This is a genomic window from Myxococcus qinghaiensis (assembly GCF_024198215.1).
Taxonomy (GTDB): domain Bacteria; phylum Myxococcota; class Myxococcia; order Myxococcales; family Myxococcaceae; genus Myxococcus; species Myxococcus qinghaiensis.
This window is the reverse complement of sequence record NZ_JAKCFA010000027.1, coordinates 75,723-93,479: the sequence shown is the minus strand read 5'-3', so window position 1 is coordinate 93,479 and position 17,757 is coordinate 75,723. Positions and strand designations below refer to the sequence as shown.

The following is a 17,757-nucleotide window of genomic DNA, read 5'->3' as shown; positions in this document are numbered from 1 at the left end:
GGGCCCGCGCGTCAGCGCAGGTCCACGACGAGCCCGCCAAACGTCATCGCCGCCGTCTGCCCCCCGTCGCCCGAGTGCGTCAGGGGGGCGTCCGCCAACCCCACCGCGAGCACCGCGCCTTCACGCGCGTCCACGCCCAGCAGGTGGAAGTGTCGCGGTCCGCCGTCCAGGGGGAGGCTCCGCGTCCGCACCTCTCCACCATCCTTGGACACCAGGGCCAGCAGCGGTCCCGAGCCCCGGCTGATGCTCATGCCGCCATGCCAGCGGTCCCAGCCGGAGGCCCCCACCGCGAGCAGCCCCTCCTCCGTCCAGCGCAGCGCCGAGAAGTGGTCCGCGCGCTCGCCGCCCACGGTGCGCTCGAAGCGCGGCACTCCGGAGCCTCGGCCCAACACCGCCACGTAGCCGTCATACGGCGCCATCCTTCCGTCGGAGCCCGGGGACGGCGGGTAGTAGTCGATGACGCCCTCGGAATCCTGCCGCACGACGGTCCCCGCCACCGCCACCTCCCCGCCCTTCGCCGCCAGGTCAAACACGACGAACTCCGCCACGGACGCGGGCACGAACGCGTGCGTCTCCTCGCGCTCCCCCTCGGGAGAGAAGGCCGTGTACGCGAAGGGTTGATACTCGGTGTCCATGGGCGACGTGACGTTCTCGCCCGTCAGGCACTCCGTCCGGGACGGCTGCTGGAAGAGCGCGTTCGAGGCCAGACACCGGAGGCTGTTCCACGTACGTCCCACCACGACGCGGCCATCCCAGCCATCCACGGCGAGCAGCGGCCTCGCGGGGGCTTCCCGCCAGCGGAACTCGTCATAGGCCCAGACCGCCGGCTCCACGCGGTGCCGTCCGTCCACGACACGCGACCACTGTTCCGCGTAGCGCCCTTCCGTCCATCGCAGCGCCATCACGCCTGTCACCAGGGAAGAGGAGCCGCCGGGCCGGGTCGACGGCTCGTCCACGAGCGACAGGAAGGCCGACACCACGTCCTCACCGCGCGCCTCCGTCCTGAGCCACCCATCCCGCAGCGCGTGCACCTCCCGGGACTTCATCCGGAACGGCCGCGCGGGCAGGTCCACTCCCACGTCTCCCGGAGGCAGCGTCGCGGTGTCCGGCAGCTGCGCGCGCGCCAGCACCTGCCCTTCCGTGGACAGGCGCAGCAGGTCATAGCCTCCGCGCTCCGCTTCGGTGCGCACGACGGCCAGGGTGAGGTCGCCGGAGGGATGGAGCGTGAAGTCGCTGAAGAACTCCCCGGGCGATTCCTCCAGGCTCCAGAGCACACTGCTGGACACCAACGCATACGCGACGAGCCTGCGGCGCCCCTGGAGCTGGCTGTCGCGCGTGGTCTCCAACACGAAGGCCCTGTCACCGGAGAGCCGGACCTTCAGCCCGCCCCACCCTTCACGCGGCGCCACCCGGTGCTCCAGCGCGCCCCCGTCGAAGGTGTCCGGCAGCGTCGCGCCCGGCGGCACACAGGCTGCGCCACAGAGGGCCTGGGAAGGACTCTCCGCGCACGAGGACAGCAGCAGGCCCGCGAGCGGGACAAAAAAGAACCGGTGGGCGGAGCGACTCCACCCACCGGCGGCGAAACCCTGAAGCATCGAGCACCCCATGGCCGTCATACGTCACGGGGCCGGGTGCCCGGTCGCTCCACCTGACTAGAACTGCGCCCAGCCCGGAACGCGCGGGTAGGGAATGGCGTCGCGGATGTTCTGCAGGCCGCACATGTAGACGATGAGCCGCTCGAAGCCGAGCCCGAAGCCCGCGTGCGGCACCGTGCCGTAGCGGCGCAGGTCGCGGTACCAGCCGTAGTGGGCCGGGTCCAGGCCGAAGCGCTTCATGCGCGCGTCCAGCACGTCCAGCCGCTCCTCGCGCTGGCTGCCGCCGATGATTTCGCCGATGCCGGGGGCCAGCACGTCCATGGCCGCCACCGTCTTCCCGTCCTCGTTGATGCGCATGTAGAAGGCCTTGATCTCCTCCGGGTAGTTCATCACCACCACGGGCCTCCCCACGTGCTCCTCGGACAGGTAGCGCTCGTGCTCCGTCTGGAGGTCCTTGCCCCACTCCGGCGCGTACTCGAACTTCTTCTTCGCCTTCTTGAGGATTTCAATCGCCTCCGTGTACGTCAGGCGCTCGAAGCTGGAGTGGATGAACTTCTCCAGGCGCTCCGTGACGCCCTTCTGCACGCGCTCCTCGAAGAACTTGAAGTCCGGGCCGCAGTCCTCCAGCACCGCCTTGAAGACGGACTTGAGGAAGCGCTCGGCCAGGTCCGCGTCCGCGTTCAAATCCGCGAAGGCGATCTCCGGCTCAATCATCCAGAACTCGGCCAGGTGGCGCGTGGTGTTGGAGTTCTCCGCGCGGAACGTGGGGCCGAAGGTGTACACCTTCGACATGGCCATGGCGTAGGCCTCCACGTTGAGCTGGCCGGAGACCGTCAGGTACGCCTCCTTGCCGAAGAAGTCCTTGTGCCAGTCAATCTTGCCCTCCGGCGTGCGGGGCGGATTGACGGTGTCCAGCGTGGACACGCGGAACATCTGCCCGGCGCCCTCCGCGTCGCTCGCGGTGATGATGGGCGTGTTGACCCAGAAGAACCCCTCCTGGTCGAAGAAGCGGTGGACGGCCTGCGCCGCCCGGTGACGCACGCGCGTAATCGCGCTGAACGTGTTGGTGCGCACGCGCAGGTGCGCCACGTCGCGCAGGAACTCAAGCGTGTGCTGCTTGGGCTGGATGGGGTACGTGTCCGGGTCGTCCACGAAGCCCAGCACCTGGACCTCGTCGGCCTGGACCTCGAAGGCCTGGCCCTTGCCCTGGGACTTCACCAGCGTGCCGCGGCACACGACGGAGCAGCCCGCGGTGAGGTGGAGGATCTCCTTCTCGTAGTTGGGCAGCGAATTGGGGGCGACCACCTGGAGGGGGTCGAACACCGAGCCATCGCTGACATTGACGAAGCTGATGCCCGCCTTCGAGTCGCGCCGGGTGCGCACCCAGCCACGGACCTCCACCCTCGTCCCTGCCTCCACCGCGCCGGCGAGGACCTGCTTCACACTGACGACCTGCATTGACGCTCTCCCTTGAGCGGATTCGGGGGGCGAGTTAGCCGCGCGCCGGCCCGAAGGACAAGCCCGGTGTGGCTTTCCGGGCCCCAGGAGGCCTGTTTCCGGGCCTGTCAGGAGGCCTGGAACCCGGCCAGGCAGTGTCAGACCCCACGGGTATTCTTCTCTCATGGTCGCCCGGAAAGGGGACCACGAATCCCACGAAACCCGCACGTCATTCGCGAGCCGCCCAGGCCCGCCTGGCCGTGCCCTACCTGGAGAGTCACATGGCCACCCGCAAGTCCGCTTCCCGCAAGTCCGCCGCCCGCAACCGCTCCTCGGAGTCCACCAAGGCCGCCTTCGAGGACCTGGCTCGCAAGGCCCGCAACAAGCCCGTCGTCCCCGCCAAGGAGCAGGAGGCCCGGGACACCCACGCCAAGAACGTGCTGTCGGACGTGGCCACCCTGTCGGCCGAGTCCGCGGTGAAGAAAGTCACCGAGGCGGGCCTCACCATCAACAAGACGCTCGCGGGCATCAACGAGCAGGTCATCGCGCTGGTGGAGGAGATGAAGCAGCTGGACGAGGCCATCCAGCTCAAGACGGACGAGCTGTCGGAGCTGCATGGCAAGGACGTGGCGGCCAGCGCCGTGGACGTGCTGGTGGCGGAGTATGACAAGCGCAAGGCGGAGCTCCAGGAGGAGATGGAGCGGCTGAACAAGGACATCGCGGACACGCGCGCGAAGGCCGCCACGGAGCTGGCCACCGAGCGCGAGGCGGCCCAGGTGGCGCGCCAGCGGGCCGAGGAGCAGTACGCCTACGACGTCCAGAACCAGCGCAAGAAGGAGCAGGACGCGTTCGTGGAGAGCCTGCGCGTGCAGTCCGCGGCCGAGCGCGACCGCAAGGAGAAGGTGGAGAAGGACTGGGCCGCGCGCGAGGAGGCGCTGAAGCTGCGCGAGAAGGAGCTGGAGGAGCTGCGCAAGCAGGTGTCCGAGTTCCCGGCCGTGCTGAAGAAGGAAGCGGACACGGCGGCGGCCATTGTCGGCAACCGCGTGAAGGCGGAGTGGGACCTGAAGCTCACGCTCGCCACGAAGGACGCGGAGACGGCGCAGCGCGTGGCCAGCATGGAGATTGCCTCGCTCAAGGACACGACCACCAAGCAGGCCCAGGCCATCCAGTCGCTCCAGGCGGAGCTGACGGACGCCAAGCGCCAGGTGCAGACCATCGCGGAGAAGGCGCTCGAGTCCGCCTCCGGCGCTCGTGCCCTGGCCGAAGTGCAGGGCGTCATCGCCAGCCGCGAATACAACAAGACGAAGTAGTCCTCGGGGGGGGACACACGGGGACGCTCGCAGGCTGGCGGGCGCCCCCGTGCGAAGCATTTCGCCCAGGTGCGTTCAGCCTTCATGCGAAGGCTGAAACATCTCCTCCGGGTGCGCTCGGCCTTCTTCGGAAAGGCTGAAACACCATGAATCATCTGAATGCCGACGGACTCGGGTTGTCCGGGGATGAGTCGCGGGCATGCGTCGCTCGTCGCGTGAGCGGTGTAGCGTGTCCCGCCATGTCCTCACCTGGCGCTGTTCGTCCTCGCGCGACCGCTCTGTTCGCGCTTCCCGCACTGCTGTGCCTGCTGCTGGGGTCCTCCGCGTCCGCGCAGGCGACCCGCACCTGGGTCTCTGGCGTGGGGGATGACGCGAACCCCTGCTCCCGCACCGCGCCGTGCAAGACGTTCGCGGGTGCCATCTCCAAGACAGCCGCGGGCGGAGAAATCGACGCGCTGGACCCGGGTGGCTACGGCACGGTGACCATCACCAAGGCCATGACGATTGATGGCGGCCCCTACGCCGGAGGCATCCTTAGCTCGGGGACGAATGGCGTGATTGTGAATGCCCCCGGCGCCACCGTCATCCTGAGGAACGTCACCATCAACGGTGGCACCACGGGGCTGGACGGCATCCGCATCCTGGCGGCGAGCAAGGTGCACGTGGAGGGCGGCTCGATTCAGGGGTTCACCGGCGCGGGCATCCACGTCCTGCCGGGCGCGGGCGCCGTGCAGCTCATCGTGCGCAACGTCTCCTTCAATGGGGCGGTCGCCAGGACTCCCGCGACTCCGGCGGAGCTGGCGGGCAGCATCCTGGTGGAGAGCGGCTCGGCGGTGATTGGAAACAGCCAGCTCGCCTCCGGTGTCATCGGCATCCACGCGCTGAACAACGCGCGTGTCACCGTGAATGACACGACGCTGGTGGGCCACTCCGCCCAGGGCCTCCTGGCGGTGAGCGGGGCTCAGGTGACGCTGGAGCGGGCCATGGTGGCGCAGAACGGCGTCGGCATCAAGGCGGAGGCTCCTGCGCAGGTGCGCCTCTCCGACACGCTGGTCGGCCACAACACGGGCCCGGGGCTGGAAGGCCCGGTCGTCTCGTTCGGGAACAATCGCGTCGCCGCGGGCAACGGCACGGATGGCGCCCCCTCCTCCACGCTGCCGCAGAATTGAGCCGCGCGATGGAGGTCCACTTGCGCAGCATCCTCGTGGTCGCGCTCTGCGCGTCCACTCCCGCGTGGGCTCAGGCCACTCGCACCTGGGTCTCGGGCATGGGCGACGACGCGAACCCCTGTTCCCGCACCGCGCCCTGCCGGACGTTCGCGGGGGCCATCTCCAAGACAGCCGCGGGCGGAGAAATCGACGCGCTGGACCCGGGCGTCTTCGGGGCGGTGCTCATCACCAAGGCCATCACGATTGATGGCGGCCCGGATGGCGGCAAGGTGCTCGCCTCCGGCGCCCAGGGCATCACCATCAGCGCGGGCCCGCAGGACGTGGTGGTGCTGCGTCGGCTGTCCCTGAACGGAAGCGCGACCCCGCCTGGAACGACGGGCATCGTGTTCAACAGCGGGCGGGCGCTGCACGTCGAGCGCTCGCAAGTCCGTGGCTTCCAGCAGGACGGCATCCGCTTCATGCCCACGGCGGGCGGCCAGCTCGTCGTCGACGATGTCGTGGCCTCCGGCAATGGGAGCGCTGGCGTGCGGGTGGGCGGCACCGCCGGAGCCGTGACGGCCTTCATCTCGCGCAGCACCCTCTCCAGCAACCGCCTGGGGCTCTGGCTCGGCGCGGGCGGCACGGCGACGGTGCACGAACTGACGGCGTCCGACAACGCCGAGGCCGGCATCTGGGCGCGGACGATTGATGGCGGCAAGGCCTCACTCAACGTGGAGCGGGCGCGGCTCACGCACAATGGTGTCGGCCTGCATGCGGCCTCGGTGGGGAGCGGGAGCCAGACGTTGCTGCGGCTGTCGCGGACCGCCGTGGACGCCAACGTGCTCGCCACCACGCGGCTCATCGGCGCGGGCACCGTCCTGTCCTTCGGCGACAACCGGATGGCGGGAGGCTCCTCGTCGACATGTCCCGCCGGCGCCATCTCGCTGGAGGACGCGACGCTTCCAGGGCTTGCTCGGGGCGCCGCCTTCGCGCCGGTCGAGCTTGGCGTGCTGGGGGCGATGGGCAGCGTCACCTCGACAGTCTCAGGCACGCTGCCTCGGGGCTTCCGACTGGAGGGCGGCGTCTTCTCGGGCACTCCCGAGGAGGGCGGCGACCACCCCTTCACGGTGACGGCGACGGATGGAAACGGCTGCACGGCCTCGCGTGATTTCACGCTCTCCGTCGCCTGCCCGCCCATGTCGCTGAGCCCCACCGGCCTGGCGGCAGGCACCACGGGACAGGTCTTCGCGGAGACGACGTTCGTGCATGAAGGCGGCGAGGGCACGACGACGTTCGTCCTCGATGGCACCCTGCCCCGAGGACTCCAGCTTCGCGACGGAGCCCTCACGGGCATGCCCACGCAGCCGGGCAGCTTCCCTTTCACGCTGACGGCGACGGATGGGGGGCGCTGCTCGGTGAGCCGGAGCTACACCGTGGCTGTCGCCCGCTCCACCGACTTCCAGGAGGCCGCGCTTCAGCTCCAGGCCTCGGCCAACCCCTCGTATGTGGGAGACGCCGTGTCCATCACCGCGCGCGTGGTGGGCGGCCAGGGTGAGCCCACGGGGACGGTGACGTTCTTCCGAGGCACCGAGGTGCTGGAGGTCGTCACCTTGAAGGGACGCGAGGCGACACACACGCTCGTGCCGCCCGACACGGGCAAGTACATCATCAGCGCGGCCTACAGCGGCGACACCCGCTTCGGTGGAGTCGACGCGGCGCCGTTGACGCTGGAGGTCGACCACGAGCCCCTGGCCGAGGACGACGGCAAGGGCTGCGGCTGTCAGCAGTCCGGTGCTCCGAGCGGAGTGCTGCTGACGTTGCTGTTGCTCGCGCTGAACCGACGGCGCCGGGGAGCACCGACGCCGGGCTGAGCACGACGCGCGCCCCACCCGTGTTCGACGCGGACTGAGTCACCGTCCGCGTCGTGTTCACGGGTGGCGGCGCACTCCGCTCGAAAGCCCTGACGACTACCAGAGCGCCACGGGGGTCGCCCGGACCGCGGACGCGCCCTGACACAACTGCCCCTGGGTGGCACTGCCCCAGGACATCACGGTGCCATTCGCGAGCAGCGCGATGGAGTGCTCGACTCCGGCGAAAATCGAGACGGCGGCGACTCCCGCCGGCGCATTCCAGGCCACGGGGACGAAGCTCGCGAACTCCTGTCCATGGCCCAGCTGCCCCATCGTCCCCTCCCCCAAGGCTCGCACGGTGCCATCCGCCAGGAGCGCCAGGACATGGGCCCCGCCCGCGGCCAGCGCCGTGACCTGGGAGAGCGAGGCCACCTTCACGGGCGTCAAGTAGTCCGTCCGCCTCTCCTTCCCGAGCTGCCCCCGGGAGTTGGTGCCCCAGCCCCACACCGTGCCGTCTGTCTTCAGGGCAACCGAGAACAAGCCACCCGCCGCCACGGCCTTCACGTCCTGGAGCCCTGGAACGACTCCCGGCACGAGTCGCTCCCGGGTCGTCCCGTCTCCGAGCTGGCCGGCGGTGTTGTCGCCCCAGGCCCATACCTCTCCGCTCTGCGTCACCGCCAGGGAGTGAGCGAAGCCCGCCGCGAAGTCTCGGGGGCTCGTCAGCCCTGACACCTGGACGGGGAGCCGCTCGTAGGTCCGCGTGCCGGACCCCAGCTGGCCGTTGACGCCCGTGCCCCACCCCCAGAGCGCGCCTTCTTCCGTCAACGCGAGCGTGTGCGCGAAGCCGGCCTTGATGGCCGTCACCTTCGCCAGTCCCTTCACGGGCGCGGGGACGGCGCGCGGCGTGGTGGTTCCATCGCCCAGTTGAGCTCGATGGTTGTTCCCCCAGGCCCAGACACTGCCATCCCTCCTCAGCGCCACCGCGTGCGTGTAGCCCCCGACGACGGCCACCACCTGGTCCAGTCCCTCCATCCGCGAGGGCGTCCCACGCGGATGCGCGTCGCCCGCTCCAAGCTGGCCCGCCTCATTGGCACCACAGGCCCAGACCGAGCCATCCGCCTTCCAGGCGTAGGAGGAGAAGCCCGCCGCCGCCACCGACTTCGCGCTGTCGAAGAGGGCTGGGGTGGGGCTCGTGGCGCGGTTGTCCCGCTCCCCGTCGCCGACCTGGCCGACGTCATCGTGTCCCCAGCCCCACGCCTTCCCATCCGAGGTGAGGGCCAGCGAGTGCCGCTCACCAGCGGAGAGGAAGCGCACCGCCGCGAGGCCTGGGATGGGCTCGGGGCGCGCGAAGCCGAGGGCCTGGGACGGACCGAGCTCGCCGTGCGTGTTGTCCCCCCAGCCCCACACCGTCCCGTCGGACTTCAAGGCCAGCGAGTGCCGGCCGCCGCTCGCCACCGCCACGACGCCCGTCACGCCTGGCACCTGCGCGGGTGTCAGGCGGGAGACGCGGGTGTCATCCCCCAACTGGCCCCTGTCGTTGTTTCCCCAGGCCCACACGGTGCCGTCCGACTTGAGCGCCAGGGCGTGGACGCCGCCGACGGAGACAGCGACGACGTCGGAGAGGCCCTGCGCCTGCGTGGGTGACTTCTGCTTCAGTCCCGTCGTCGGCGTGTCGGCCGTCCCTTGGGAGCCCCAGGCCCAGACGGTGCCATCCGCGCGCACGGCGACCGACTGCGCCAGTCCCGCCGACAGCGAGACAACCCCGTCGATGCCCGAGAGCCGCACCGGAGTGATGCGCTGGAGGGTGGTGCCATCTCCCAGCTGGCCAAAGTTGTTGGCGCCCCAGGCCCACACAGTCCCGTCGGCGCCGAGCGCCAGCGAATGGACATCCCCGGCACTGACGGCGGTGATGGAGGCCAGGCCCGTCACCGCCACCGGCTGCCGCTTCTCGTCCGAGACGGTGCCATCTCCCGCCTGGCCCCGGCGGTTGAAGCCCCAGGCCCAGACCGTGCCGTCCGACTTGAGTGCCAGGGAGTGGGCCCCTCCCGCGGAGACTCCCGCGACGTCGAGGAGTCGGTGCGCCTGCTCCGGAGCCCATGAGCTGGGCGGGGAGTTCCTCCCGAGCTGGCCAACGGTGTTGGAGCCCCAGGACCACAGCCCGTTGCCCGCGGGGTCCTTCCTCAAGACCAGGGAGTGCGACCCACCTCCCGAGAGGGGCGCGGGCTCCGACCACGCCGCCACGCGCGTCGGGGAGTGCCTCGCCACCACGGTGCCGTCCCCCACCTGCCCGGCCGAGCTGGAACCCCAGGCCAGAATCTCTCCGCTCGCCCGCATCGCCACCGAGTGAAGGAACCCCGCCGAGACGCCCTTGATGTCCGTCAGCCCGGGCACCTTCACCGGAGACAGACGATTCACCAGGGTGCCGTCTCCGAGCTGCCCGTTGTTGTTGAGTCCCCACGTCCACACGGTGCCCTCCGCCTTCAGCGCGACCGTGTGCTTGTCACCGCCGATGACCGCGACGACTCCACCCAGCGCGGGGACCTGCGTGGGGACGAGCACCGACGTGGAGCTGCCCAGGCCCAGCTGCCCGAAGTCGTTCCTTCCCCAGGTCCAGACCGTGCCGTCCAGCTTCACCGCCACCGAATGGGTGCCACCACCCGACAGGCCCACCACGCCGGTGAAGCCCTGCAACGCGCCGGGCAGGCTGCGCCCCACGGCGTCTCCCGTGCCGAGCTGGCCGTCCACGTTGCCGCCCCACGTCCACAGCTTCCCGTCCGCGGTGAGTGCCAGCGAGTGCACGTTGCCCGCGGCAATCGCCACCACGCCGGTCAGCCCCTGCACCTGGACGGGAGTGAGGCGCCGCGTCGTCGTCCCATCGCCCAGCTGCCCCGCGGCGTTGAGCCCCCACGCCCACACCGTCCCGTCCGCCTTCAATCCCAGCGAGTGATTGAAGCCCGCGGCGATGGACACCGCGTTCGTCAGCCCCGGCACCTGGATTGGCACCGAGCGAGACGTGGTGCTCCCGTCTCCCAGCTGGCCCTGGGTGTTGACGCCCCAGGCCCACACCGTCCCGTCCGACTTCAGCGCCAGGGAGTGGTTCTCACTCACGCCGATGGCGCTGATGCTGGACAGCTTCCACACGCGGACCGGCTTCGGACTGTCCCAGGTCGTGCCATGGCCAAGCTGTCCCTGGGAGTTGGAGCCCCAGGCCCACACCGTGCCGTCGGGACGGAGGGCCAGCGTATGAAGGCGCCCACCCAGGACCCAGCCCTGTCGCGAGCCTCCCTCGACGAACCGCGCCTTCACGCCCACGGGGTTCGTCTTGACGGGCTGCGCGGCGCCTGCTGTCGCCATCCACAGCGCACACAGCAGTCCACACCACCTCATGGCTCCAGCAATACGTGTCATGGGACTCCCCCTCTGGGACGACCCCTGGAGCCAAACATCCCCGGCGGGAAACGACAAGCAGGGGCCCGCCCCGGACAGGGCGCTCGCCACGACGAGAGGCCCCGTCCGGAGTTCCTCACGCCCTTCGCGCTACCAGACCTGCACGGGCACCGCGCGCACGTCGGAGAGGCCCGTGCCCAGTTGTCCCATGCCGCTGTTTCCCCAGGCCCAGACACTCCGGTCCGAGAGCACCGCGACCGAGTGCTCACCGCCCGCGCCCACGGCCACCGCGCCCGTCAGCCCGACCACCTGCGCCGGCAAGAGCCGCCAGTGGGACTTCACGCCGCTGCCAAGCTGTCCATGCTGGTTGCGGCCCCAGGACCAGACCTTGCCGCCCGTCGTCACGGCGAGGCTGTGATGCTCCCCCGCGTCCAGGGTGACAACGCCTGTCACCGAGCTCACCTGCACGGGCAACAGCTTGCGGACCTGCGTGCCGTCCCCCAGCTCGCCATACGTATTGGAGCCCCAGCTCCAGAGCGTGCCATCTCCCTTCAAGGCCAGCGCATGCGTGCGTCCGGCGGAGAGGGCCGTCACGCCCGTGAGTCCTTGGGTCTGCACCGGCACCGTCTGCCGCGTCGTCGTCCCATCTCCCAACTGCCCCAGCGCATTGTTCCCCCAGCCCCACACGGTGCCGTCGTGCTTGAGCGCGAGCGAGAAGCCCTCGCCCGCGGCGACCGCCGACACGCCCGTGAGGCCCTGGACGCCGACGGGCACGATTCGAGACACCGTCGTCGCATCCCCCAGTTGACCCTGGAGGTTGGAGCCCCAGGACTGGACCGTTCCGTCTCCCAGCAGGGCCAGCGAGTGCCGGCTCCCCACCGCGATGGACATCACTCCGACGGGCGAGGGAATCAACGCGGGCAACGCCCGGGACACCGTCGTCCCGTCCCCCAGCTCGCCCTCCTGATTCGAGCCCCACGCATAGAGGCGCCCGTCCGTCTTGAGCGCCACCGCGTGCCCCTGTCCGCCGGCAATCGCTCGACACTCGGTGAGCCCCGCCGAGGCCACGGGCGTCGCGCGATTCAACACGCTCCCGTCGCCCAACTGGCCGGAGCCGTTCGCCCCGACGCCCTGGACCGTTCCATCCAACGCGATGCCGAGTGAGAACTGATACGCCGCGGACAGGCCTCGTGAGGCCGCGAGCACCGAGCGCACCGGCAGCACCTGCCAGCCCACCACCCCATCTCCCACCTGGCCCTCCGCATTGGAGCCCCAGGCCCAGACCGTCGCGGTGTCCCGCACGGCCAGGGCGTGCCCGGCACCCGCCGACACCGCCCTGACACCGGTGAGCGCGGGCACCTGCACCGGAGTCGTCCGCGCCGCGGAGGCACCGCCGCCCGCCTGCCCTCGCGTATTGTCTCCCCAACCCCACACCGTGCCATCGGCCTTCCGAACGAGGACTGTCTCCGCGCCCACCGACAGCTCCACCACGCCCGTGAGCCCTGGCACCCGCGCCGGAGCCAGTCGCGACGTGAAGCCGCCGTCCCCCAACTGGCCCTTCGCGTTGCTTCCCCAGGCCCACACGGTGCCGTCCGCCTTCAACGCCAGCGAATGACAGACCCCCGCGCCCACCGCCACCACGTCCGTGAGCCCCAGCACCTGCTCGGGCGCCCACACCAACCGGCCTGGATCCTCGACGTCCTCACACGTGTCCTGCCGGCCCCAGACCCAGACCGTGCCATCCGCCTTCAACGCCAGCGAGTGCTCGACTCCCGCCGAAACCGCCACGACGCCATCCAGGCCCTGTGCTCGCACAGGCGTCGTCCGGGACAGGAAGCGGGGATTCGCGTCCCCGAGCTGCCCCAGCTCGTTGTCTCCCCACGCCCAGACCGAGCCATCCGTACTCAATGCCAGGGAATGAAAGGCCCCCACCGCCACGGCCGTCGCGGTGAGCGTTCCCACCTTGACCGGCCGGTTCCGGGTGATGTTCGTCCCGTCTCCCAGCGCCCCCCAGCTGTTCGAGCCCCAGCTCCACACCGAGCCGTTCTCCTTGAGCGCCACCGAGTGGAAGGTCCCCGCCGCCACGGCCGCCACCTGCGTCAACGGGGTGATGGGGACAGGCACCCCGCGCGCCACGGCCGTCCCGTCTCCGAGCTGCGACTGGTCGTTCGAGCCCCAGGCCCACGCCGTGCCATCCGCCTGGATGGCCAGGGAGTGGCTGCCCCCCGCGGAGACTTCCGCCCGCTCCAACAGCCCCCGCGTCTGCATGGGAACGAGCTTCATCAGATAGGTCCCATCTCCGCACTGGCCCTCGGTGTTCGAGCCCCAGGTCCACACCTCTCCGGTGCCACTCACCGCCACCGAGTGCTGGCCGCCACCCGCCGAGACGCCTCGCACCTGCGTGAGGCCCGGCACCTGGAACGGTGACAGCCTTTGCGTCTGCGTCCCGTCTCCCAGCTGCGCCCTCACATTGCTGCCCCAGGCCCACACCGTCCCATCCGACTTCAGCGCCACCGAGTGCTGGCCGCCGCCCACCACCGCCGCCACGCCCGTCAGCCCTGGCACCTGGACGGGGACGAGGCTGGCCGTCGTGGTGCCCAGGCCCAGCTGCCCCTCGTCATTCTTCCCCCAGGCCCACACGGTGCCGTCGTTCTTCAGCACCATCGAGTGGGAGCCTCCGCCCGAAAGCGCCGTCACGCCCGTCAGCCCCACCAGGGCTCCGGGTTGGGTGCGGCCCGTCACGTTGCCCGTGCCGAGCTGGCCATCCACATTGCCTCCCCACGTCCACAGCTTTCCGTCCGCCGTGAGCGCCAGCGAGTGCACGTTGCCGGCGGCGATCTCCTTCACGCCCGTCAGCCCCTGCACCTGCACGGGTGACAGCCGTCGCGTCGTCGTCCCATCGCCCAGCTGTCCCGCGGCGTTGAGCCCCCACGCCCACACCGTCCCGTCCGCCTTCAGCACCAGTGAGTGGGAGAAGCCCGCGGCGATGGACACCACGTTCGCCAGCCCCGGCACCTGGGCCGGCACCGGGCGCGTCGTGGTGCTCCCGTCTCCGAGCTGGCCATTGGTGTTGGAGCCCCAGGCCCACACCGTCCCGTCCGACTTCAACGCCAGCGAGTGCATCTCTCCGGCGCCAATGGCGCTGATGCTGAACAGCCGCCACACGCGGGCGGGCATGGGATTCGCGACGGTGGACCCCGTGCCGAGCTGCCCGAAGGTATTGCCACCCCAGGACCACACCGTCCCGTCCGACTTCAACACCAGGGTGTGGTGACGGCCCGCCAGCACCGTGCCCTGCCGCGACGCGCCCTCCGCCGCGCGCCCCGAGCCCAGCTCGGACAGCTCGAAGTCGCCCGGCTCCGCGCAGCTCGCCAGCCACACCACGCACAGCAGCCACGACAGCGGGTTTCCAGACACACGTCTCGCGACACGGCCCATGGCACACCCCTTTTCTCAGACAGCCCGACGACGACGAGGACTTCCACTCCCAACGCCGCGCTACCAGACCCTCACGGGTGACACCCGGACGGGAGACAGGCCCGTGCCGAGCTGCCCCGAGCCGCTGTCACCCCAGGACCACACACTCCGGTCTCCCCGAATCGCATGCGTGTGCGCGGTGCCGGCGGCGACGGAGTGCGCGTAGAAGCTGGGAACGTGGGTGGGAATCAGCCGCTGCGTGGCGGTGCTCCCCTCTCCCAACTGGCCCAGGTGATTGCGCCCCCAGCTCCAGACGGAGCCTCCCGCCAGCACCGCGACGCTGTAGTTCGCGCCCGCCGTCACGGACACCGCGCCCGCCTGCGCCAGCGTCCTCACGGGCCACTCGTTGGTGCCCGTCTGGTTGTTGCCTGCCTCTCCGTAGGTGTTGGAGCCCCAGGACCAGACGGTTCCATCCACGCGCACGGCCAGGGCATGGGTCTCCCCGGCGACGATGCGGATGACGGAGTTCATCTCCTCCACGTAGTCGCCGTAGTTCCGGGACGAGAAGTTCCCGCTCCCCAACTGTCCCTGCGAGTTGTTGCCCCACGAGGACACCATCCCGGACATGGCCAGGGCCAACGAGAAGTTGTTGCCCGCGGAGATGGAGGCCGCTTCGCTCACCCCGAAGACCTGCACCGGCGTGGTGCGCATGGTGGAGGTGCCATCTCCCAACTGTCCCGACGTATTCGCGCCCCAGGCCCACACCGTGCCGTCGCCCAGGAGCGCCAGCGAGTGCAGCGCCCCCGCGGACACGGCCAGGACTCCGCCGAGGGCCGACACCTGCACCGGCGTCAGGCGCCCCGTGGTGGTCCCATCCCCGAGCTGCCCCGAGCCGTTCGAGCCCCAGGCCCACACCGTTCCATCCGCCTTCACCGCCAGCGAGTGCCCTTGTCCCGCCGAGACGCCGACAACGTTCGTGAGCCCCGACACGAAGACGGGCAACGGCCTGGACGTCATGGTGCCGTCGCCCAGCTGTCCCGCGCCGTTGGCCCCCCACGCCTGCACCCGCCCGTCCAGCGTCACCGACAGGGAGTGCGCCAGTCCCGCCTCCACGGCGCGGGAGGTGAGGCCCGTGGCGCGCGCCGGGCTCGACAGGCGGTTCTGATTCCCGTCGCCAATCTGGCCCGTGCTGTTCTTTCCCCAGGCCCACACGGAGCCGTCGTCCTTGACCGCCAGCGAATGCGTCCCACCCACCGCCAGCGTGCGCACGCCGGTGAGGCCCACCACCTGCGTGGGCACGGCGCGCGACGGAGAGATGCCGCCGCCCAGCTGCCCGCCGCCATTCGCGCCCCAGAGCCAGACCGAGCCATCCGCCTTCAACGCCCCCGACTGCAATCCGCCGCCGCCCAGGGCCACCACGCCCGTCAGCCCCGGCACCTGGGCGGGCACCAGCCGGGACGTGAAGGAGCCGTCACCCAGTTGGCCCTGGTCGTTGTTCCCCCAGGCCCAGACGGTGCCATCCGCCTTCAGGGCCAGCGAATGACAGAGTCCGGCGGCCACGGCCACCACGTCCGAGAGCCCCGCCACCTGGGTGGGCACGAGCAGCTCCGTCCCCGTGACGTCGTCCAGCTCGAGCGTGTCGTTGTAGCCCCACATCCAGACGGTGCCATCCGCCTTCAACGCGAGGGAATGCGAGGTGCCCGCGACGACGGACACCACGCCCTCCACGCCCGCGATTCGCACGGGCGAGGTGCGTGTCACCTGGGTCCCGTCTCCGAGCTGGCCGAAGGCATTCTCACCCCAGGCCCAGACCGAGCCGTCTGTCTTCACCGCCAGGGTATGCCGCCCGCCCGCCGCCGCCGACATGGCCACCACGGGCCCCGGCACCAGCGTCGGCAGGAGGCGAGACGTCGTCGTCCCGTCGCCCAGCGCACCGAAGCCATTGCTGCCCCAGGCCCACAGCCTCCCATCCTCCTGGAGCGCGACGACGTGCGCGAAGCCCGCGGAGAGCGAGCCCACCTGGGACAGCCCCGTGGACTGGACGGGCGCCCAGCGAGCGACGAGCGTGCCGTCTCCGAGCTGGCCGTCGCCGTTGGCGCCCCAGCCCCAGGCGGTCCCATCCACCTTCGTCGCCACGGAGTGGGTGTAGTGCTCGGAGACCTCCACGCGGTCCAACAGCCCTCGCGTCAGCGTGGGCGTGAGCTTCATCAGATACGTGCCGTCCCCCACCTGGCCTTCGGTGTTGGAGCCCCAGGCCCACAAGTCGCCGTTCGCCTTCACCGCCACCGAGTGCTGCCCGCCTCCCGCCGACACGCCCTTGACCTGCGTGAGCCCCGGCACCTGGAACGGCGACAGCCGCTGCGTCTGCGTCCCGTCACCCAGCTGCGCGCGCTGGTTGCTTCCCCAGGCCCACACCGTGCCGTCGACCTTCAAGGCCACCGAGTGCTGGCCGCCGCCCACCACCGCCGCCACGCCCGTCAGCCCCGGCACCTGCGCGGGGACGAGGCTGGCCGTCGTGGTGCCCAGGCCCAGCTGTCCCTCGTCGTTCTTCCCCCAGCTCCACACCGTGCCGTCATTCTTCAGCACCACCGAGTGCGAGCCTCCGCCCGACAGCGCCGTCACGCCCGACATGCCGGACAGGAACCCGGGCAGCGTGCGGCCCACCAGGGTCCCCGTGCCGAGCTGGCCGTCCACGTTGCCACCCCACGTCCACAGCCGCCCATCCGCCGTGAGCGCCAGCGAGTGCACGTTGCCCGCGGCAATCGCCACCACGCCGGACAGGCCCTGCACCTGGACGGGTGACAGGCGTCGCGTCGTCGTCCCATCCCCCAGCTGTCCCGCCGCGTTGAGGCCCCAGGCCCAGACGGTGCCGTCCGACTTGAGCACCAGGGAGTGGGAGAACCCGGCCGCGATGGACACCACGTTCGTCAGCCCCGACACGGCCGCGGGCACCGAGCGCGAGACGAGGCCGCCATCTCCGAGCTGGCCGTTGTTGTTCCAACCCCAGGACCACACCGTCCCGTCCGACTTCAAGGCCAGCGAGTGCTGCTCCCCCGCGCCGATGGCGCTGATGCTGGACAGCCGCCACACCCGCACCGGCGTGGGCCGGGGGCGCAGGGTGCCATTGCCCAGCTGCCCGAAGGTGTTGCCACCCCAGGCCCACACCGTCCCGTCCAGGCGCAGCGCCAGGGTGTGATTGCGCCCCGCGAGCACCGTGCCCTGCCGGGCGACGCCCTCCGCCGCGCGCGACGACGCGAGCCGCGCCGCGCTGTCACTCGCGCCGCGCTCGGTGCACCCCACCAGCCATAGCGCGCACAACACCCCGCACCACGCCATGAGGCCAGACACACTTCTCCCATTTTGTCGCATGAGTCCCCCTGCTCCAGACCACGGGTCTTGCAATTCCTGTCACGAGCCCCGGCGCGCCGGGAAGGCGCCGAGCCGACAACCCCAGACAGTCACGTCGGCTCCCCCTCTCTCGGCACGGCTCGAACGGCCAGACAACCACCGGACCTGCTCGCGAGACAAGCCTTTGCACAGGACACCCCCGCCTCGCCCACCCTCCCAGGTTGTGATTCCAGGCCCCGCCGTCCTCCCGCGCCACCCGTCTGCC

General features: G+C 70.6%; 8 protein-coding genes. 3 read left to right on the top strand and 5 right to left on the bottom strand.

Going from position 1 to position 17,757, the window contains the following annotated elements; translation table 11 throughout:
• Nucleotides 1–11: 11 nt before the first annotated feature.
• Nucleotides 12–1,595: a hypothetical protein gene (locus LZ199_RS37985; RefSeq protein ID WP_253998687.1), complete on the bottom strand. Its 1,584-nt coding sequence runs from the start codon at nt 1,593–1,595 to the stop codon at nt 12–14.
• A gap of 57 nt (nt 1,596–1,652) precedes the next feature.
• Nucleotides 1,653–3,053 carry an asparagine--tRNA ligase gene (asnS, locus tag LZ199_RS37980; protein WP_253998686.1) on the bottom strand — a complete coding sequence of 467 codons (1,401 nt, stop codon included), beginning with the start codon at nt 3,051–3,053 and terminating at the stop codon, nt 1,653–1,655.
• Between the two features lie 260 nt (nt 3,054–3,313).
• On the opposite strand from asnS, the gene LZ199_RS37975 reads away from it, so the two are divergent.
• The 3 genes from LZ199_RS37975 (at nt 3,314) to LZ199_RS37965 (ending at nt 7,361) form a co-directional block, all read left to right on the top strand.
• Nucleotides 3,314–4,342: a coiled-coil domain-containing protein gene (locus tag LZ199_RS37975; RefSeq protein ID WP_253998685.1), complete on the top strand. Its 1,029-nt coding sequence runs from the start codon at nt 3,314–3,316 to the stop codon at nt 4,340–4,342.
• A gap of 239 nt (nt 4,343–4,581) precedes the next feature.
• Nucleotides 4,582–5,511: a right-handed parallel beta-helix repeat-containing protein gene (locus LZ199_RS37970; RefSeq protein ID WP_253998684.1), complete on the top strand. Its 930-nt coding sequence runs from the start codon at nt 4,582–4,584 to the stop codon at nt 5,509–5,511.
• Nucleotides 5,512–5,531: 20 nt separating this feature from the next.
• Nucleotides 5,532–7,361, top strand: a complete 1,830-nt coding sequence (locus LZ199_RS37965; protein ID WP_253998683.1) for a putative Ig domain-containing protein — start codon at nt 5,532–5,534, stop codon at nt 7,359–7,361.
• Nucleotides 7,362–7,457: 96 nt separating this feature from the next.
• Here the strand turns inward: LZ199_RS37965 and LZ199_RS37960 are convergent, their stop codons facing one another.
• The 3 genes from LZ199_RS37960 to LZ199_RS37950 all read right to left on the bottom strand — a co-directional run bounded on the left by LZ199_RS37960 (nt 7,458) and on the right by LZ199_RS37950 (nt 17,480).
• On the bottom strand, nt 7,458–10,727 hold the full coding sequence (locus tag LZ199_RS37960) for an RCC1 domain-containing protein (RefSeq protein WP_253998682.1): 3,270 nt from the start codon (nt 10,725–10,727) through the stop codon (nt 7,458–7,460).
• A gap of 150 nt (nt 10,728–10,877) precedes the next feature.
• Complete coding sequence (locus LZ199_RS37955; RefSeq protein WP_253998681.1) at nt 10,878–14,165, bottom strand: RCC1 domain-containing protein; 3,288 nt, start codon at nt 14,163–14,165, stop codon at nt 10,878–10,880.
• A gap of 60 nt (nt 14,166–14,225) precedes the next feature.
• Complete coding sequence (locus LZ199_RS37950; protein WP_253998680.1) at nt 14,226–17,480, bottom strand: RCC1 domain-containing protein; 3,255 nt, start codon at nt 17,478–17,480, stop codon at nt 14,226–14,228.
• Between the last annotated feature and the right edge of the window lie 277 nt (nt 17,481–17,757).